This is a genomic window from Leptospira sanjuanensis, from assembly GCF_022267325.1.
Taxonomy (GTDB): domain Bacteria; phylum Spirochaetota; class Leptospiria; order Leptospirales; family Leptospiraceae; genus Leptospira; species Leptospira sanjuanensis.
In genome coordinates, this window is record NZ_JAIZBG010000001.1 from 1,129,470 (window position 1) to 1,149,765 (window position 20,296).

Here is a 20,296-nt window from a genome sequence, read left to right on the forward strand (position 1 = left end):
TTTATTTTCCTTCTTGACTTTCCCTATCGTTCTTCCAATTACCTTTGAATATTATTTTTCCAAGAGAATCTTTAAAGATTCCAAAACCGTTTCTTTTACCCGCTCGCCAAGAGCCGATATAAATGTTTCCATCCGGATAGATAAAGGCGCCGCTCCCGTCGTAAATTCGACCTTCTTTATAAACTCCGTTTAGCTTTGTTCCATCGGCTAAGATTAAAGTGCCTGCACCGTCCGGTTCGTCATCATTCCATTGTGCGCTCAGGATTGTTCCATCCTGCCAAACGAACATGCCTAATCCGTGTTTTTTATTATTAACAAAAGAACCTGAATAAGCTGAGCCATCGGGATATCGATATTGCCCTCTTCCGTGTTTGACGCCATGTCGCCACTCGCCTTTATAGAAATGCCCGTCATCGTTTTTAAATAATCCATACCCGTCCGGATGGGAATTCTTTACATAGCCTTCGTAATATGCCCCATTTCTGTATTGCATTTTTGCAAAGCCGTTTTCACAATCTCCGGCAAGGCATTTATATTTCGTATAGTTTAAAATTGCTGTTACTACTATAAATAAGATCAATAAAGAAAGAGTTATTGCGGAATATTTACCAATTTTTGTGCTGACAAACTTAAGGAATCTTCCTGGAAGTTTGAAAAAGGCGGTTTTTAATTTTAAAATTATTTTTTTGGAAATCAATTTTATTTCCTCCAATATCGGGAAAATCGTAAGGTATTCGACGCTCTTTTGAAAAGAAGATTAAGTATGCTATTGTATTCCATATCAAAGGAAAATAATGCAAACTTGGATAGAAAAAGTGCACATAGGAAAAATCCGATCACATTTTTTAGCAGCAATAGTTCAGGATTTGCGAATAATAAAAACGGAATATAGAGCATGAATGCGATATAAAAAAGTTTCAGATCTAATTTTTCTCTATTTGTGTTTTCTTTACCTGTCAACTTGGTGATTGCTTCAAGCATGAGCGATACAAGTACGACAGCACTTCCGATGTGCAGACTTATATCATAAGTTTTAAAGATTATCAAATAAAGCGATAAAAAAATAGAATACGCAAATATTACGGATAAGAAATGCCCGCTGGCTTTTGTTAATGATTCCGTAAAGGCTACTAAAAGAAAGAAGCAGATTGAAATTAACAATATTATATGGGTCGTAAATACCGTTTTTGATTTTGACAGCTTTTCAATCCGATCGTTCAATTCTATCCTTTCATTTAAGTTTAATATGTTCTTTGCGGTGTTTTTGACGTTTTGGAGAAGCGAAATGGCTGAATAGGAATCGGTTCGTATTGATAACGAAAGACTTGGGCGTTTATTTTTTCTAAAAAGTTTTATCGGTGAAGCGCTTTCCTTCTGACTGTATAAATTACCTATCGGCGAGAACTGGCCGATATTGTTTTTAATTAAAAAACGATTTAATTGTTTTTCCGATTCCCTATATTCTTTTGAAGCGCGAATGCGAATATCCAGTTCGTTATTATTTTCGTTAAATTTGCTAACAACGGAGCCCTGTAATATTGTACGTAAAAAAGATCCTATCTCGGAATTCGGAACCAAAGAATTCTTGCTATTCAGATCTAGTTGTAATTCATTGCGAGGAGGTTTGAAGTTCAGGATTACTTCGTGTATTCCGGGTAAATTAGTGATCGCGTTTGCAACCTGAGGGACGGTTTTGTTTAGAGTAGAGTGGTCTGAACCGATAACATCCAAGGAGATCTCTTTCATTCTCCCTAATTCGGATTCTTTCGTGAAATAACAATAAGCAGGATTTTGTTTTCCGACTGATTCGTTTAGAGAAGGAATGATATTCTCTTTAAAAAAGATATTTTTATCGTAGTTGATGATTAGAAATGCGTGGCCCGATTCGATTTGGGATATGACATCTTTTGTTTTTCGATTCTCAATCAATTTTGATTCAATATTCCGAACGATTTTATCCGTATAAGAAAAGCTCGAATCGGATGGAAGTTCTATGTAGCCGTATATCCGATCGTCTTCGATATTGAAATAAACTTCCTTAGGAGATCGAATGTATAGTATAGCAGCCGTTAACACCGCTAAAAGAAAAGCTAATAATAACGTTACATTTTTGTTTTGTCCTAACCGGGTCTTGGAATTATCTTCTTCGTTATTTTTCCTCGTTCGTTTTACAGGAATTGTTTTGAATTCTATAGTGTTATGGTCTTCGGAATTTTTAGACGGTGATTTGATGTATTGATAAGATAGATATAGAAAAAATACGCCGAGAGATGTAAGTAACGACAATCGTAATAAGTTGGTGCCGATCGTTGGGTTTAGAATAATCGTTGGAATAAAAAGGCAAGGAAAACTAAGGAGAAGAAATAAAAACAAGCTTCGCTGCGTTGTCTTATTAAATTCTAATTCTTTTAATTTTGAATACAATAATGTCCAGAATGCGAACGAAAGATAAATCGAAAGGATACTTAATAAATCGAAGTCGATTTTGAAAACGAAATGAACGAAAACGAAAATTAGAAATATAAATATCAGTTGGAATATTGTTGTTGCAAAGATTCCGACCGCTTGTTCCCCGAGTTGTCGACGAATAGAGACGAAGAAAAAGATCACGGTAAGTAGAACGATTGAGACTGCATTTATATAGGCGCTTTTTATGTTCTCGGCTTGGTTAAAAATGATTTCGATTTGCCGGTCCTGTTCGTTTATTTTTTTTGCTGCATTTTTTATATCCGAGGATATTTGTAAAATATTTGCGTCGTGTTTTTTGTAAACATATACCCCAATGTTTTCGTTTCCATTGACTCTGTAAGCATTGTCTTCGTCGCGGTATGAGCTTTCTATTTTTGCAAGATCTCCGAGTCTAACGATTTTGCCCATGTCTAAACTGGTTATTGGTAAATCGACTAAGTCTTCAATCGTAGAGAATTTTCCTCTAAGCCTGACTTGGTATAGACCGTTTTTTTCCTCGATGGACGCTACCGTTGAGGATAGATTATTAAAATGGATCGCATTATAGAGATCAGTTAAACTCAGATTGTAGACATTTAATTTTTGCATGTCGAAAGAAATTAAGATTTCTTTTACTTTACCCCCGGATACCGTTACTTTGCTGATACCTTCTATTGCCTCCAAGGTCTTTTTTAATACTGTGTCCGCATATGTCCTAAGTTCTCCCATTGATTTGGGATCGGTTACTTTCAAAGAGACGACGGCAATGGGCATTTCGGTCGGATCAAAGTTTAAGACTTTCGGTTTTCTTACATCTTTGGGAAATCTACCGACGGTACTTTCGATCTTTTCTTTTATCTCCAAGGTCTTCAGGTCTAAATTCGTACGGCTTTCGAAATCCAATCGGATTAAAGCCTTTCCTTTTTCCGACTGAGAACGAATTTCCGTTATTCCGCCGATCGTCGAAATTTGATCTTCAAGTGGAATCGTGATCGTTTTTTCGACCGTATCTGAATCTGCTCCCGGATATTCAACGACGATGGAGAGTGCCGGGTTTTTTATAATGGGAAACAATGAAAAATTGACTAAGAATACGGATATTATCCCGAATAGCATTAAAGCACTTACGAGCATTTGGATCGTAATTTTGGAAGGGTATTGAATTGAATTCGTAGTCACGATAGTTTTTCTACTTTTCTATTTTTTAATAATAAAAAGAACAGAATAGGAAGCAGGAATAGACTGAAAAAGAAGGAGGAAAACAAACCTACGATTACAACGATAGCCATCGGCGATTGAAATTCGGCCCCTTTTTGAAATTCAAGAGCAACGGGTACCAAACCTAAAATCGTCGTTAAATTATTCATTAAAATTGGACGAAAGACAATCTTTCCGCTTTCGATAATCGCTTTAGCAAAGTCACCACTTTCCTTAAAAGAGATAATCAGATATTCGAAATAAAGAGACGCATTGTCGACTACGACGCCTAACAGAAGAACCAATCCTAAAAACGCGCTGATATTGAAACTTTTACCGAATAGAAAAAGCGCAGGGAAAATTCCGATAAACATGAGCGGGATAGTACAGATCATTACAGCGGCAAGTTTTAACGATTGAAATTGACTGCTTAAAAGCATATAAATCAATAAAGAAGCTAAGATGAATGCGAAGAGAAGTTCATTATACGATTTTTCTATGTTTTCCGATTCTCCTCCGATTTTAATAAAATAGCCCGTCGGCAATTTCGTATTTTCGATAATTTTTTTGATTTTTTCCGTTGTGCCTCGCGGATCTAAGTTGCCTTGGACCATGTTGACTCGCGAATTGCCCGCTCTTCGGATAGAACTAGAAGAAATATTTTCTTTTATACTGGCGATTTGAGATAATCTTATGAATTCGCCCGAGGGAGTTTTAATATTCAGAGTTTGAAGTTTACTTAGATTGTCTATATCATTCCTTTTTACGAGAAGGCGAATGTTAAGATCTTCGTCCTGGTATTTAATTCGCGAAATGTCGGCACCGTAGCTTGCAACTTTTATGTATTGTGAAATATAATCGTTGGTTAGTTTTAGAGAACTTGCTTTGATAGTATCGAATTCAATTAGATATTCATGTTTTTTGGTTTCTAACGTGTTTCGTAAATCCGTTGCAACGTTTTCTTTCCTCAATTTTAAGGTAAGATTCTTTCCAATGTCAGAGAGAGTTCTTAAATCCTCGCCGTGAATTTCCAAATTGAGCTGACTATTGTGGGGATCGAGAATCTTACCGATGACATCCCCGTTTCCTTCGAAATTGATTCGGATATCCTCAGCAAACGAAATTTTCTTTCGAACTCCTTCAATAGTCTCTTTCGTCGATTTTGATGCGTTTTGACGGAGTAACACTCTTATTTTGGCCATATTGGCGCCGGATCCTCCGTTTATTTTTGATATAATATCGTCGCCATCCGATCCAATTTTAGCGATAACGCTTTTTATATTTTTGTCGGCAAGAAGAACCTGCTCGACGGTCTCTACTAAATTGGTTGTGCTCAGTAAAGTGCTATTCTGACTGTTTTCAATGTTGATCGTAAATTCTCCATTGTCCACCGCTGGCATAAATTCGGTGGGAAGAAAAAATAAAAATTGGGCGGATAAGACAAGTCCGAAAAATAAACCGAAAACTAATTTTTTGGGATTTTCTAAATACGATCTTAACTTCACCTCATAGGATATCAATGCGGATTCGTACAGGTGTGCCGATCGTTGGAAAAGGCGACTGCTCTGAAGTTGTGATCCGAATTCGCTTTCGTCTAGGAGGACGTAAAGAGTCGGGATGATCGTGATCGATGCGAGTAAACTGATCGATATGGAAACTACGATTGCAATCGCCATCTCGGTGAAAAGAATTCCGATGAAGCTTTTTATAAAAATAATGGGTAAAAAAACAATGATGGTAGTTAAGGTTGCCGATACTACAGAACCCATAACTTCCGAAGTTCCTTCGACCGAAGAATCATACGTGGATTTGCGTTTTTCTAAGTTTCGTTCGATGGAAGAAAATACAACGTTACTCGTATCGAACAACATTCCGATTCCGAGAGCTAAGCCACCTAAGGACATCATATTTAACGAGATATCAAAGATGTAAAAAAGAAGAAACGTTGCGAGTAATGAAAAAGGAATGATGATTAGAAGTATCAGCGGCGCTCTGAGACTTTGAATCAAAAGGAGAAGTACGATAAAAGCCAAGGCGGCTCCTATCACCAACGACCAGATTAAACCCCAAACGGAATCGCGTATAAAAATAGATTCGTCATATATGGATTGAGCCGATAATTTATCGGAAAATTTTAGATTGATGGATTCCAGCTCGTTTTGTACACGATCGGCAAGTTCTACCGAGTTTCTTCCAGATTCCTTATACAAGTAAATAACGATACAATCTTTCCCGTTATATCGGGCTAAGCCGCTTCGTTCTTTGAATGTTCTATAAACGCTCGCGACCGAACCTATCGGTATTGGAATACCTGTCGTGTTGGTTGTTATAACTGTGTCTTTAATATCATTTAGCGATTTATATTCCCCGACGGTCCGCAATAATAAATCTTTATTGCCGACTGGGAGGCTGCCCGCGGGCATATTTATATTTGCCGTTACGATGGACCGTTGGATTTCCGGAATCGATACGCCGTAGGTTGTCATCCTTTCCGGATCGATCTCGACTCTGATTTCCTTTTCGTAACCGCCCGAGATTTGAGCGTATGCAATACCGTCGATTCTTTCAAAGAACACTTTCACGTTTTCTTCCGTGAAAGATCTAAGCGATTTTGCATCGGTATCATTTTTCGGGGATATAACGATTTCTTGAAATGCCGATTGGGAGGGGTCGAATCTCGTAGCTAACGGTTTGCTCGCATCCTGCGGAAGTTGATCTCGTATCAGGTCGATCTTTTCACGAAGTTCAATGATTGCAAAGTCGATCGAAGTATTAAACGAGAATTGAACAGTTATGACGGAAATCCCTTCCAGCGATTCCGAGGTAACTTTTTCGATTCCTCCTACTGTTCCTATCGAATCTGTGAGAGGTTTTGTGATAAGATTTTCGATCTCTTCCGGAGACGCATTCGGATAGGTAGTTATGACCGAGACTCGAGGGAAGGCAATTTCAGGAAGAAGAGTAATTTTTGCGCTCTTTAAACCGATGATCCCGAAGATTGCGATGGCAATCCAAGTCATTAAAACCGTTACCGGTTTCGAGACACAAAACTTAACAATAGCTTTCATCTTTTATCAAAGATCGGATTTACCGGCATTCCGTCTCTAAGCTGCGAAATTCGTTCCAGTAAGATCGTATCTCCATCCGACAATCCTTCCGTGATGACGATTTTTCCTTCGCTTTGGGTTCCGAGTTTCACTTCATTTTTATAACTTTTTCCGTCCCGAACGACACAAACCGTTCCAGTCGTACCGTCCTCATTTAGCAAAACAGCCATACTCGGAATTCTAATGGTTGGCTTTTCCTTGCCGGTAGTAATGTTCGCCCGTATGAACATTCCCGGTTTAAGCTGTTTGTTCTTATTATCTACGATCGCTTTGATTTCAACGGTATGGCTTTTTTGATCAATCAATGGACTGACTAATTGTACGATTCCGGCAAATTCCTGTCCTTTATAGACGTCGGCGAAAAAAGTAACACGCATTCCTTTTTTAAGATCTATGGACTCGGATTCGGGAATGTTAAGGACCGCGTAGACTTGTTTTACATTGATGATCGATAAGACATGTTGACCTGGACCGGAACTAGCGAGTATTTCACCCTCGTTCTTGAATTGTTTAGACACGACACCTGTAAGCGGTGAAAATACTAAAGACTCCTTGAGCATCATTTTTGTGGAATTAACTTGCGCCTCGTGGGCTTTTAATACTCCCTCGGTAACTTCCCATTCCGCTTTTTCGATGAGACTATTTATCTCCGTCAAAATTTCGATTCTTTCTTCTTTCGTATCCGGAATCTTATAATTATTTCTTAATATATCCTTATCCGTTAAGCCGATGCTTCGGATTTCGACGTCTTTTTCAGCCAACTGGTAGGCGGTTTCCTTTGATTGCAGATTCAGCTTTGCATTTTCGAATTCTTCGCGGCTAAAACCGCCAGCATTGTATATTTCTTCGATTCCTGCGAACGTATTTTTCGATTTTTCATATTCCTGTTTGGCTTTTTCCAAAATTGATATGGATTTTTCGTATTCTTGGATTTTTCCGAGAACATTCCCTTTTGCTTTTATATACTTTTCGCGAGCTAATTTAACTTGCGAACGGGAGCTTTCCATAGTCGATTCCTGCTTGAGCAATTCCAATTCAAGCGGCAAGGTTTCCATTTTAAATAGTTTTTGGTTCTGAGAAATTTCCTCCCCCTCTTTAAAATAAGTCTTTTCAATTCTTCCCGAAACTTTGGAATAGACATCGACTTTTTCGATAAAATCTATCATGCCGGAGGCTTCCACTAGCGGAGTTATCGATTCGGTTTCCACGTTCATCGCCAAAACGGACAACTTTTGGCTTTGCTCTTCTTCTGTGTCATTTTCACTCTGCGACGGAAGCGCAAAAGATATCGGTTTGGTCATAAATGATGTAGTATTTTTTAATATTCTACTATTCGAATTTTTAGATATTCTAACTAAAAAAACAGAAACAATAAAGTAAATTAGAGCGATACCTAAGCTGTATTTGCCCGTTTTAGACGTTAAAAATTTGACGATCAAGTTATCATTCTCCTATTGAAAAATTTGTCCTTTCTCAATGGTCATTCCTTTAAGGTTCGGATTTTCCCAAAAGATCCAGATATTTCTGATTATGATATGCGGCTTTTTTTTCAAGTTTTGCTTTTCTATAAATATTTTCGAGCTGACGGTGAGAAAAGGCTAACATGCGGGTTTGAGCTATTATTTTTTGGTAAGCAAGAATTGCTTGGTCCGATTTTCCTGTTTCTTCCAATAACCGGGCGCTAATAAAAAGGATCTCCAAATTTTCGGAATCTTTAGAAAGGAATTTCTGTAGATTTTCCATAAGTTCTTTTTTGAGAGGAGTTCCCGCAAATTGTGCTTTAATTAACCAACCTAAAGCATTATAATCCGCGGAATCATCATCGGACAATTCCTGGAATATTTTCTCTGCTTCCTCGAATCTGCGGTTATAATATAGAAGCTTGCCTGTAACAAGTTTTACGTCTTTGTAATCCTCGTCTTGTTTGTAGAGTTCGCTAAAAATCTTCAATGCTTCTTCTCTTTGATTTGCGACGAATAGAGCGATTCCTCTTTGATACATGGAATCCATTTCCTTTTCGGAAAGCCCGCAATTTAAAAGGATTGTTGAATGACAAAGGATAATTATAAATGAAAGTTTCGTTTTAAAAAATACGCTTTTAGAATCCAAATTTCCACCACTCTTTATTTTCAATATTTTCCTGTTTTTTCATGATCTTATCCACCAAGCTGATGCTCGCTTGTCTTAAATCATCGGCTTCTGAAAAATTTTTCGATTCTTGTGCGTAAGAAACGGTACGGATTAATTTTCCAGTTTTATCGTAGACATCAATGAATATGAGTGTAGTAAAATTTCGGTCCAAAATGCTCCCGTTATCGGACATTCCGAACGATCCTTGGAGATAATAATCGAAATTGGTTTTTGTCGATAAGCTTTTAATTTCCGTTTCGGTAAGCATACGCTTGGTATCTTTTGCTGCGGCTGTAGTAGCGTCCGAATTCGGCTTTACTCCTTCCGGATTTGTCATAGCCTGCATTGCTTGAGTCGGAACCGGAGGAGAGACACTATCCTTCGCTTCTGGATTTTGGACGGTACTCGACGGAGTTTGCTGAGGAGCGGAGGTTGAATTCTTTGATGGATCGGATTCCGAACCGTCTTCCACCAATCCGTTCCCGCCTCGAATAATCTCGAACTTTAACAAGCTTATAAAATTCTTAATTCGAAATGGATCAAATCTGAAGTCTCTGTTTTCTAAATATCCGATTTGATAGTTCGCTTTTACTTTTTCGGCTTTTTCGGCGGCGCGCGCACTCCGATTAAAAACCATACAGCCGTTATACAGTATACACAGTAAAACGAATATTAAAATTTTATGAAGTTTCATATCGTATATTCCTAAATTATTATTTCTCGGCTTTACTGGCTTACCATGGAAAAACTAAATGGAGTCAAGGGTCTTCCCAATATATCCGTCGCCGAGCCGTTTACTTGAATCGTATAGACAGGGTAGTTGGGCGAGGTGGGAATGGCAGGATAAGGGATTGCTCCGTTATTTGCGTTGAAATCGAATTTTGCATTCGTTAAATTGAAATCCGCCGAACTTCCGAACCCATTAACTCCTCCACAACTCGATTCCATTTCCGAGAACGTCACATCTAAAACGCGGCAACCGAATGGGTATACGGCTTGGCAGTCACTCCAGTTCCAGCTTGATAAACGAATAACGGTAGAGGATCCCGATTCGCGAGATAAAGAAACCGCGCCAATCGTACTACCCAGGTTCATATAATTGTTGAAGACCAATCTAAAATCGTCTGTGGTCTTGTTGTTACAAGAGGCTGCATTATTGTTTCCTTCGTCCCCGCCTTCAAATCTATAACTGCTCGGTTGAAGAATCGGTAGACTGTTGTCCCACCAGCAAGAAGTCGAGGTCCAAGTTCCGCCCGCGGCGCTTCCTATTGCGGGGAATGTCGGGGAGCAACCGGGAGCCCCTACTTGGCTAACCAAGCCGACTGCTTGAACGACCGGATTCGGGTTGTTACCACCTGCGATAAAGCTTGCTGAAATAGGAGTTGTCAAAGTATTATTGTTCGCTGCAGTTGCAGAGGAAGCGACTGCGATCGTATATCGAACGCCAAACTCTAATTTCGAATCCGTGGTAAATGTCAGTGTCTGGTTTCCAGCCGTCCAAGTAAAATTCCCGCTTATCGGGGGGCTGATAGAAACTGCGTTTTGGGTTAAGACGGGATTCATCGGAGTATTGAAATTGATTACGAAAGATTGGGAGTTCGGATTCCCTAAGCAGCCGTTAACGACGTTTGCCGTCAAGATATCGACCGGCGCTCCTATGCCGGCTTGACATCCTGCTAGGGATCCTGTTGTTACAGTCATCGTATTTACGTTTGGTCCTGCGTTTGCGGTTCCAACAAAGAACGTCCCGATGGAGTTACCCCCCAACGCTATTCCATTCATGTCCTTTGCGCCTACGTTAAAGCTGATATTATATCTTTGATTCGCGTTCAAAGCGAAATCAGGTTGAATTGCAAGTGTGCTGCCGGAAGTCCAAGTATATGTAGCCGAAATCCCCGGGCTAATAGATAACGAAGTAAGAGTAGCGGACGTGTTCATCGGTCTTGAAAAGTTGATGACGATCGGATTTACGGTCGGATTGCCCATACAGGCATTGGTTACATTCGAACTAAAAAAATTGGTTTGGGTTGCCGTGCCGGCGTTACAAGCGATGCTATTTCCAGCCGCCAAGAACATTCCGTTCACGACAGGACTTTGTCCCGCGCTCGCAGCGTTTCCAATTGAAATCGAAGCACTAAACGGATCTTTAAGATCGAGTCCGGCCTTATCTTCGCAACTTTTCGTTACAGTATATGTATAAGTCCCCGGATTTAACGGATTTGACGGTGAGAACGTTAATACGGTGCCGTTCAGTTCGGTAAAAAAACCAACCGTTTGCGGAGACATGCTGAATGCGATTCTACAACTTTGCATATTCATTTCTCGGCTGAAACCCACGTCGAATTTCTGATCGGATGGTAGATTATCTGTTCCGGACCGAGGGCTGCTGAAGATCACTTCCGGCGGAGGATCTCCCCATAACGCGCCTAAGCCCAAGAGTTTTTCTCCCGTGTTTTGACAGTTTAGCCCGATTAAAGAAAAGAAAATTAGAATATATAAAAATGTTAATTTACCTTTCCAGACGTGTTCAAATTCTATTTTCATATTCTTTATTCCTTACCTTTTTGATTTCGTCGTTTCCTGATTTCTTATAAGATTCAAAAGTATCGAATTACCCGAACCTTTCGAATAATTGATTAATCTTCTTAGCCCGCCTTCATCCGTCGTTACCTGAGCGTATTCGTAACAATTGATCGCGTATGAAGCAAGGGCGTCGGTTAAATCCTCTTGGGATTTTATCATTTCAAGTTCGGAATTGATCTGATCTTCCTTTTTCGCGTGACCATGCGCGACTTTCGCAGCGGTCACTCTTCCTGATTCCACTTGAAGATTGATCCGAGAATTCGCTATGTTGATTAGTTCCCAAGATTGATTCAGTTTATCGACCGCTTTTTTGATCTCAAAACCGACTTGATTTTCCATATTGCGATAATTTAATAAAGCTTCGCTGAGTTGAATCTCGCCCTCAATCGCCTTTCTGGATTGGCTTAGATTGTCGAATAATCGTACTGAAGTGGAATTGTAGCTATTTGTTCCGGGGCCTACGGTTTGATTTCCGAAGCCCGGATATGTTTGAATTCCGTTTCCGTCCTTTTGTACGCCTGTGTTCCCGTTGGATTGAACAACGCTGCTCCCTAAAGGCATTACAAGATTAAAATTTACCCCATAGCTATCATGAGTAAATTGATTGTTATTTCCGTTTCTTCCTGCGTAACCGCCCAAATAAACTTTAGGCATATACTGATTGTCTAAGATTTCTTTTTCATTCTTGATTTTCTTTACGAGAACTTGCATTTTTTTCAGATCTTCGCGTCCATTTTTCGCTTTGGATATCAATTCGTCCATATTCATGGAAGAAGGGGGATTGATTACGAAGTCGTAAAATAAGTTTTCGTCCAACTCGACATTGGCATAATAATCCAGATTCATCACTTGTTTTAAATCCAATAACGCCTGATCGCTGTCGTTTTTGGCTTTCTGGACGTTGAATTCGGATTGTTTAACCTTACTTTCCAAATCCAAAAGCTGTACTTTAGTTATGAAACCTTGTCTAAACTCTACTTGTCCTTTTCGATACCCTTCTTGCGCTTTTTCTAATGCTTTTTTTTGTATAGATACCTTCCCTCTTGTCGCTAAGGTCTTAAAATAGGCTTTTTGTATTTCGAATCGCAGTTTTGAGAGGGTGATCTTGAAGTCCTGCTCATTTAGAAGTTCGGACAGTTTGGCAATTTCCAAATTTAAGTTCGCTTCTCCGCCATCGAAAACCAACTGTTGGACCGTCAACCGAATGTCGTTGTATATATTGTCCGTAGAATTCACGTTTTGATTTCGAAGTCCGTAATATTGAATTCCAAACTTAGGGAGAAATTCCCTCCATTTCTCCGTGATTACCATTTTAGAAACATCCTTTCGAGCTTCCAAAACCTTAAGAACTACGCTATTGCTTGATCCGATAAGAACCGCCTGATCCAACGTTATCTTCATCGGCGGCTGTTTTCCAATATCCGCCTGAGCACCGAGATGTTGGATAACGAAAAAAAATAAGAATAGAACGTACAGAAGTTCCACTTTGAATAATTTTTCGTTTTTTTTCATGTTGAGGATTCGTGCGCTCTAAGGTTCAAATATGGGTATTTACAATAACGTAATTATGGCGCATTTGCTTGAAGCTATACGTTTTAGGTCTAATTTTGTTAAACGAAATTGATACGTAATGATCGAATAGTTTTGCATAGCTTGTACGTCAAGTTGTAGTAACGATAGATTTCGAATGGAACGTAACGCTATATTCGCCATTTTTAAGTATTTAGAAGATTTCATTGGTCTTTTATTGATCATATTTTCGTTGTCTGTGACGGCTTCTTTTTATCCTATGTAATTTATTGATCTGTTTTAACGCTGCTTTTTGTCACATTCACTGTTTGCGTTAGAAACTTTTTCCAAAGGCTGCTTTATCGTATTCAATGTCTTGTTCGACATCTTTTGTCCTCTTTTTTTAGTAAATGTGATTTTTTTATTTGCATTTTATCTCAAAATCCATTCCCATCGCATTCGAGAGCTTTTTCAAGTTTTTTTTAAATGTTTTTCAAGTATGTAATTCGTTGAGGGGAGTAGTTTGATGATTTTGAGACATTCTTCTATATTGTTTCGATTTCTTCCATTGTTGATCGGCTTTTTCGTTTTTTGTAAGCCTCAAAGCACCGATTATTCCTTCTTATCATATTTAGGCGTTGCAAACCGTGGTAGTTATACGAACGGTGTTTTTTTTCCTTCCGATAATCCTTTTCATATCGGAGATTCTTCTTATTTAAACGGTCCTAACGGCGGCAATACAGGGAGTGTCGTTTCGGCCAACGGGGATAATTCAACGTTAGGTATTTCAACCAGAAACAATGGAATTCCGGATATCATCTTCTTATTTAATGAAAATGGTATTCCCTACGCGATCGATTCAAACGGCGACGGCTCGGCCGATTATTATATTTGTTATAAAAGTCAGAACGAATATTCTTTAATGACCGGATCGGGATGTACAGGAAATCAAGTCGTTGTCATTGCGGGCCAAGGATATGATACAAATGGCGATGGAATTTCAGATAACAACATTCTATCCCAAATTAACAACGATTCTCTTGCGCCCACTTCGGTTATTAGCCCGAATCCGGGAATTTACGGTTCCGCAGTTCCATTAACGATCGTTTGCAACGATAACGTCGCTCCCGGGAATATCGTTTATACTGTTGATTCTAGTACGCCGGCTTTTAGCCCGATTCAAGGAAGTGTTTCGAATCCGAAGCTAAAACAACTTACTTTGGGCGGTTTAGACGGTCTTTATTCCATCAAATACCGATGCCGCGATTTGGCAGGTAATATCGAATCCGTTCATACGGATAACTATGAAATCAATCATAACGTTCCTTCCGTAACGATATCGAATCAAAATTCTACCGGTGTCAGCACTCAAGCGAATACGATTAACGCTCTTTCCTTTAACTGGACTTCGAATTACACGGGGACTTATTCCATACGTTTGAATGCAAGTAATTGCCAAAGCGGTTCCGTTTTACAAACGGGGCCCGTTACCGCGAATGCCGCAAATCTTTTCAGTGTTTCAGCTAGTAATTTGAATTTAGGGGTAAATACGATTCATGTTTGCGCGAAGGCTGCCTTAACGGGTTATCAAACGTTAACCGTCGTTCGAGACGAATCTCAACCTTCTATTAGTTCGAGTCCGGGGGGAGGAAATTATGGAAGAGCTCAGAATGTTAGTTTTTCATGCACCGATAATAATCCTGCCGGTTGCGGAAAGATTGCTTATACTTTGGACGGATCGTCACCGAGTATAGATGGTAGCAACGGTACGGTTTTGACGGGAATTGAATATCAAAATCCAATTTCGATTCCTCTGAACACCGCCGTTACTCTAAAATTTATCGGAGTGGATTTGGCAGGAAACACCTCGCCATTACAAACCGCGAATTATTTTATCAATACATCCGTCGCAACCGTCACTACGAATTCTTTTTCGCCTGTGAGCCAACTTGTCAATGCGACCGCCGATCAAAGTGTTACATGGGTAAGCGATCAGAATGGCGTGTTTACATTTCGCTCCGGTTCGGACTGCAGTGTGGGTACGGTTTTAACCGGAACGAATAGCGCCGGGAACGTTACTGCCGGGGTTCCGATTACAACCACATTATTGAATTCTAATTTTGCACAAGGAGCGAATACGGTTTCGATCTGTGTGGCTAACGCGAGTCTGGATCCTGTTTACGGAAATACGTCTTTTAGCGTTACGAAAGATAATACTCGACCCACTGTGAGTTCCACAAATCCCGCGAATTTCAACGCCGGTAGTCCGGTTTCGATCATTCCGAATCCGGGTCGTATACAGATCGTTTTTAATAAGAATATGAACACTTCCTTCGGAGGAATTTCCACCGGTTCTCGAGTTGCGAATCTTTGTTATCCCGCGCCGACCAATCCTCCTTTGAGCGTTTTCGTTTTTGACGGCGCGAACTGGGATTGTATCGATTTTACCGCAACCTACACCTGGACCAGCGCGACGACGCTTCAAATCGATTTTTCTTGGGTTAACTTTCCTGAAAATGCAAAGATTATGTGGACTCTTTCCAAGGATGTGCTTCAAGATGCAGCCGGTAATTCGCCCTTAACCGATATTCAACAGAGTTTTCTGACCGGAATGCGGAATCAATTTTTTAGACCTCTTAAAACCGGTCAGTCGATTTGTTGGGACTCGAACGGGAACTTGATTCCATGCGCCGGCACTTTTCAGGACGGACAGACTCAGACGGGTGTGGCTCGTAATTACAATATTCAATATTATTCCGGTTTTCCCAACGATGCGGTAACCGAAGACGTCGTGACCGGATTAAAATGGAAAACCTGTGTCGAAGGTAAAAAATCGACATTGAGCGGCGGCATAACGCAGTGTGTTGATATCACCACTCCGATTCCCGCTGGAAGTTGCGCTCCATTAAATTCTTCTAATAATCCCGTAAAATTGGACTTTTGGGCCTTTTTTACTTTTCAGGATATGAGCAATGATGTCCATCCTTCCGGCGTGAATGGTTGCTCTTATTTGAATCAATGTAATTCGGGTTCCGGTTTCGGAGGAATTACGGATTGGAGGCTGCCGACTCAAAAAGAATTGGAAACGTTATCCGTTTTCGGTTCTTCTTCCGCCGGAGCCACTTTCCCTAATACGGCCTTTCCCGATTCGATCGCGAATTATTATTGGTCTTCCACGCTTCGAAGATCCAATCCTTTTTACGCTTGGGGTGTTAACTTCAATTATGGAGCTTCGGGTTCGTTCGTAAGATCGAATACGAATAACATCCGTTGTGTGTCGGGTTCGGGAGGGTCGAACCAAACACTTTCCGATCCGGGGGATCAGACAATCGTAGATTCCACTTCCAATTTAATTTGGCAAAAATGCAGCGCCGGTTTGTCGGGAAATACTTGCGCTACCGGCACGGCTACTAAGCCGAATTGGTCCACAGCTTTAAGTTACTGTAATAGCCTGAGCGGCGGCGGTCGCATTTGGAGACTTCCTACCGCAAAAGAGCTTAGCAGCATTGTGGATATAAGTTCTACAAGCAATACACTTGCAGCAAGTTCCGTTTATTTTCCAAATACGAAGAATTCTTATTATTGGACTTCGTCATCTTATGCACCGTCTGCCAGTAACGCTTGGACAGTGTTTTTTCAAACAGGCGAAATGACGCCTTTCTCTTCTAAATCGGGAACGGCCTACGTTAGGTGTGTTGCCAATGGACCGTAGTTTTTAAGGAATCATAACCGCAAAAATCTTTATGAGGTGAATCGGAGTAGTCATGGTGGATCATATCAGAAAAGTTTTATTCTTATTTTGTTTCTGTGTTCTTTTTCAAACTTGCGGTACAGGAAAGAGCGATGCAACTCCTGCTGCGTTGTACAACGCATTCTTAAGTCTTTTGAAAATTCCCGTTATAAACAATGCGGGTTCAATCGAAGCCCCCGGATCCAATTCTATTTTTTCTTTTTCTCCCGGCGAATCCGTTGATTTAAACGGCGGGAGTCAAGGCGGCTCTGCAACGGGAATAGTTGTGGATCCGAGCGGCAATGGGACCGCTTCCGGAATTTCAGTGAACGGAAACGGGGTCCCGCAAATCATTTTCGTAAATGCTGCGGGAGGAAATCCGATCGGCGTTGATATTAACGGAGACGGAATCCTTGATTATTATTTATGCGCGGGTTCCGGCGGCGCGATTACGTTAAAAACCGGTCCAAACTGTACGGGAAATACCGTTACCGTTTACCCCGGTTTCGGTTATGATGAAAACGGAGACGGGGTCGTCGATAACCCGATTTTAGCTTTAATCGGTAACGACTCTAACCCTCCCATGTCTTCCGTTTATCCGCCGTCGGGTATTTATGGAGGAGCGCAATCGGTGACAATTACCTGCGCCGATAACCTTGCGCCCGGTAATTTGGTATATTCGATTGATGGAACTGTTCCGGCATTTTCCCCCTTAGTCGGTTATGTTAAAAATCCGACAACCGCCACCTTTTCCGTCGGTTCTTATGGAGAAGGCATTTATACGGTTCAGTATCGATGTCGTGACCTGGCGGGAAATTTGGAAGCCGTTCAATCCGCTGTTTACGAGGTGAACCATAACCTTCCGAATGTTACGGTCGACGGCGGTGCGACCAGCAGTTACGTCAGCGCTATGAACGGGGCAGTGAATTCTATTTCGATTTTTTGGAAAAGCAATCAGAGCGGTACTTATTCCGTAAGAGCGAATGGTACCGGATGCAGCAGTGGGGGAATTCTTAGCACCGGCTCCGTTGCTGCCAACGCTTCCAACACTTTGACGATCGCCGCTTCCTCCCTGAGCGTAGGAAATAATTCCATTTTTATCTGTGTTACCGCCGGATTTACAGGTCAGGCGAGTTTTAACGTGGTTCGCGACGATACAGCGCCGACGATCACGGCGGATCCGGGAGCGGGGAATTACGGAAAAGAACTCAGCGTTTCTCTCAAATGCAATGATAATTCCGGCGTTCCTTGTTCGGTTATTGCATACACGATCGACGGTACGAATCCCCTTATATCGGGCAGCTTAGGTACCGTTACTGCAGGCTCAACTTATTCCTCTTCTTCCGTTACGGCGACGCCGATATCCGTGCCGAACGGAACCTTAAACCGGAATATCAAGTTTTTAGCGCGGGATAAGGCGGGAAATGTAGGCGCTATTCAGTCCGCCATTTTTTCGGTGGATACCTCTCTTCCTACATTGAATCTTCTTAGTACGAATCCCGCCTTGTATTACGGCAGTGTCGTCATTGACAATGCGACGATCCCTCGATTCAACTGGGAAGTCAGCGGCAATAAGGTTTCCTATACTCTTTTGAAGAAGAGAACCTCCGCATGTAGCCAATGTACGACTGCCGGAGTCGCAGATTGTCCCGTCGGTAAGTTCAAGGATACGAACGGGCTGTTGTATTCGAGCGCGGGGGATTGCAATTGCAATAACGGGATTTCTCTCTTCGGCTCGAACACCAATGCAAGCGGTCCTCTGGGCGCTACGAATCCGATTCAAGTCCCTTCCGATATTGATCCTCTGAATTTCTCCCTGGGAAAAAATACGCTGATGATCTGTGTTGCGAACGCGCAGGCAAACTTCGGTCCGCAATATGCGAGCAGAGAAATTTTGGTTTGGAAGGATTTGGACGTTCCTCAAGCGACAAATATATCCCCGACGATCAATGCGCATAACGTAAAACCGGATCCGGGCGAGATCGTTATTACTTTCAGCGAACCGATGCAGAACATTACACCGATTTTGAATGTTCAATATTTCAATGGGACCCAATGGGTGAATTTCAGTTTCGATACCGTTTCGGGAGCTACTCCTAACTTTTCCTGGAACACCGGAGTCGGCGAGCCTCACAATATTCTTACCATTCGTCTTCCTTGGATCCGTTTTCCTGAAAATGCGTTTTTGCGCTGGGAAATCGATAAGAATAGTTTGAAAGATATTTCCAATAATTCAGTCCAGAGCAACGACGTATCGGGTCATTTAGCGGGCACTTTTTTAACGGGTTCTTATTTTTCGACAAGAGCTTCGACCTTTAAAACTTCTTTGGGGAAGACGGGGCAGAAACGTTGTTTTTTCCAGTCCGGCGGTACTAACGGGGCCGATTGCAAAAATAACGGTTCCGATCTATCGGACGGGACTCCTCGCGAAGGCCAGGATGGTTACTTTCAGCAGGGTTTTGATTTCGCAACAACCTCTTTTTTGAATTCAGCTCATTCGACGAACGCGAGTAGTCGAGATGATAAGACTACTTTGTTTTGGCAAGATAGTTATTCGATCAACGGTTATGCTGATTTTAACGGGGCTTTAAAAGCCTGCGCCAATTTAAACCGGATGAATCAGAAACCTCCCGAACCTACAATACCGCCCGCACCCCCCGCGCCTCCTACGTATTACGGTTACGCGGATCGCGACGATTGGCGGCTTCCTTCCGTGGAAGAGTTGGAAACTATTCTAGCCTATGAAAACGAACATCCCTTGGTTTCTCTTGGGGCGTGTTCCGGAATCGGAAATGAAATGAATTTTTGGACTTCTTCCTTTTTTACCTCCAATTTGAGAAACGCTTGGTATGTGAATTTTTGCGAACGTCACGTTTATTTCGATCTGACCGCGAACAATAAACGAGTTCGTTGCGTTTCAGGAAACATCCCTAGCCAAACGCCGTAATTTTTAGGAGTGAATATTTTTTATGAAACTTTTGTTTAAATCGCTCATTTTCTGTTTTTGTTTGATCGGGCAGGTCATGGCAACTCCAAGCAGATACACGGACAAGGAAGACGGTACGGTATTGGATACTAGAACCGGTCTTGTGTGGCAGCTTTGTCCGGCAGGATTAGGTTCGGAAAATTCGACAACAAAGAGATCCACTTGCGGAATACCCACTACGGGAAACACGAACGGCAGCCCTATCGCCTATAATTGGAGGGACGCTTTAAATTATTGTAAAGGAATCTTACCGCTAAAAAAGCCTCCGGTTTTGCCCGCGGGTAAATTTTGGAGACTGCCGAATATCAATGAATTAAAAAGTATCGTCGATCGGTCGCAAATGAACCCCGCGATGGATACGAGCAAATTGATCGGCGGAGGTGTGGATTTGTTTTGGTCTTCCACTTCCGTCGCTTCCGATTCGACCGCGGCATGGACCGTAAACTTTTTTTTCGGGACTTCGTATGGCTCGAGCGACAAGGATTTCGGTTATTATGTGCGTTGTGTTAGCAATTAAGATCACCGATGCGGGTTCGTATGTTTACAATTCATTTTAATCATGATGGAAGCGAAAATCGAACGATTCAATACATCTTACGAGTAAAG

11 protein-coding genes are annotated in these 20,296 nt (G+C 41.3%); 3 read left to right on the top strand and 8 right to left on the bottom strand.

The window, feature by feature from the left end; translation table 11 throughout:
* Nucleotide 1: 1 nt before the first annotated feature.
* The 8 genes from LFX25_RS05190 to LFX25_RS05225 are packed head-to-tail and all read right to left on the bottom strand — an operon-like array spanning nt 2 to nt 12,977.
* Nucleotides 2-697, bottom strand: coding sequence for an MORN repeat-containing protein (locus LFX25_RS05190; RefSeq protein WP_406600478.1), 696 nt, complete (start codon nt 695-697; stop codon nt 2-4).
* A 2-nt stretch (nt 698-699) separates the two neighbouring features.
* Nucleotides 700-3,627, bottom strand: coding sequence for an efflux RND transporter permease subunit (locus LFX25_RS20840; protein ID WP_238729290.1), 2,928 nt, complete (start codon nt 3,625-3,627; stop codon nt 700-702).
* Nucleotides 3,624-6,713 carry an efflux RND transporter permease subunit gene (locus LFX25_RS05200; RefSeq protein ID WP_238729291.1) on the bottom strand — a complete coding sequence of 1,030 codons (3,090 nt, stop codon included), beginning with the start codon at nt 6,711-6,713 and terminating at the stop codon, nt 3,624-3,626. The genes LFX25_RS20840 and LFX25_RS05200 overlap by 4 nt, the downstream gene beginning before the upstream one ends.
* Nucleotides 6,710-8,191: an efflux RND transporter periplasmic adaptor subunit gene (locus LFX25_RS05205; RefSeq protein ID WP_238729292.1), complete on the bottom strand. Its 1,482-nt coding sequence runs from the start codon at nt 8,189-8,191 to the stop codon at nt 6,710-6,712. The genes LFX25_RS05200 and LFX25_RS05205 overlap by 4 nt, the downstream gene beginning before the upstream one ends.
* Before the next feature lie 49 nt (nt 8,192-8,240).
* Nucleotides 8,241-8,861 carry a tetratricopeptide repeat protein gene (locus tag LFX25_RS05210; protein ID WP_238729293.1) on the bottom strand — a complete coding sequence of 207 codons (621 nt, stop codon included), beginning with the start codon at nt 8,859-8,861 and terminating at the stop codon, nt 8,241-8,243.
* Nucleotides 8,851-9,576 carry a lipoprotein gene (locus LFX25_RS05215; protein ID WP_238729294.1) on the bottom strand — a complete coding sequence of 242 codons (726 nt, stop codon included), beginning with the start codon at nt 9,574-9,576 and terminating at the stop codon, nt 8,851-8,853. The genes LFX25_RS05210 and LFX25_RS05215 overlap by 11 nt, the downstream gene beginning before the upstream one ends.
* Nucleotides 9,577-9,608: 32 nt before the next feature.
* Nucleotides 9,609-11,426, bottom strand: coding sequence for an Ig-like domain-containing protein (locus LFX25_RS05220; protein WP_238729295.1), 1,818 nt, complete (start codon nt 11,424-11,426; stop codon nt 9,609-9,611).
* 12 nt (nt 11,427-11,438) lie between these two features.
* Nucleotides 11,439-12,977, bottom strand: coding sequence for a TolC family protein (locus LFX25_RS05225; RefSeq protein ID WP_406600479.1), 1,539 nt, complete (start codon nt 12,975-12,977; stop codon nt 11,439-11,441).
* Nucleotides 12,978-13,500: 523 nt separating this feature from the next.
* Here LFX25_RS05225 and LFX25_RS05230 point away from each other — a divergent pair.
* The 3 genes from LFX25_RS05230 to LFX25_RS05240 are packed head-to-tail and all read left to right on the top strand — an operon-like array spanning nt 13,501 to nt 20,207.
* The gene (locus tag LFX25_RS05230) at nt 13,501-16,686 is read left to right on the top strand and encodes an Lcl domain-containing protein (protein WP_238729296.1); all 3,186 of its coding nucleotides are present in this window, start codon (nt 13,501-13,503) and stop codon (nt 16,684-16,686) included.
* A gap of 52 nt (nt 16,687-16,738) precedes the next feature.
* A complete protein-coding gene (locus tag LFX25_RS05235; RefSeq protein WP_238729297.1) occupies nt 16,739-19,651 on the top strand; it encodes an Lcl domain-containing protein in 2,913 nt (970 codons plus the stop codon).
* Between the two features lie 22 nt (nt 19,652-19,673).
* Entirely contained in the window at nt 19,674-20,207 is a 534-nt protein-coding gene (locus LFX25_RS05240) for an Lcl C-terminal domain-containing protein (protein WP_238729298.1), read from the top strand.
* The last annotated feature ends 89 nt before the right edge of the window (nt 20,208-20,296 follow it).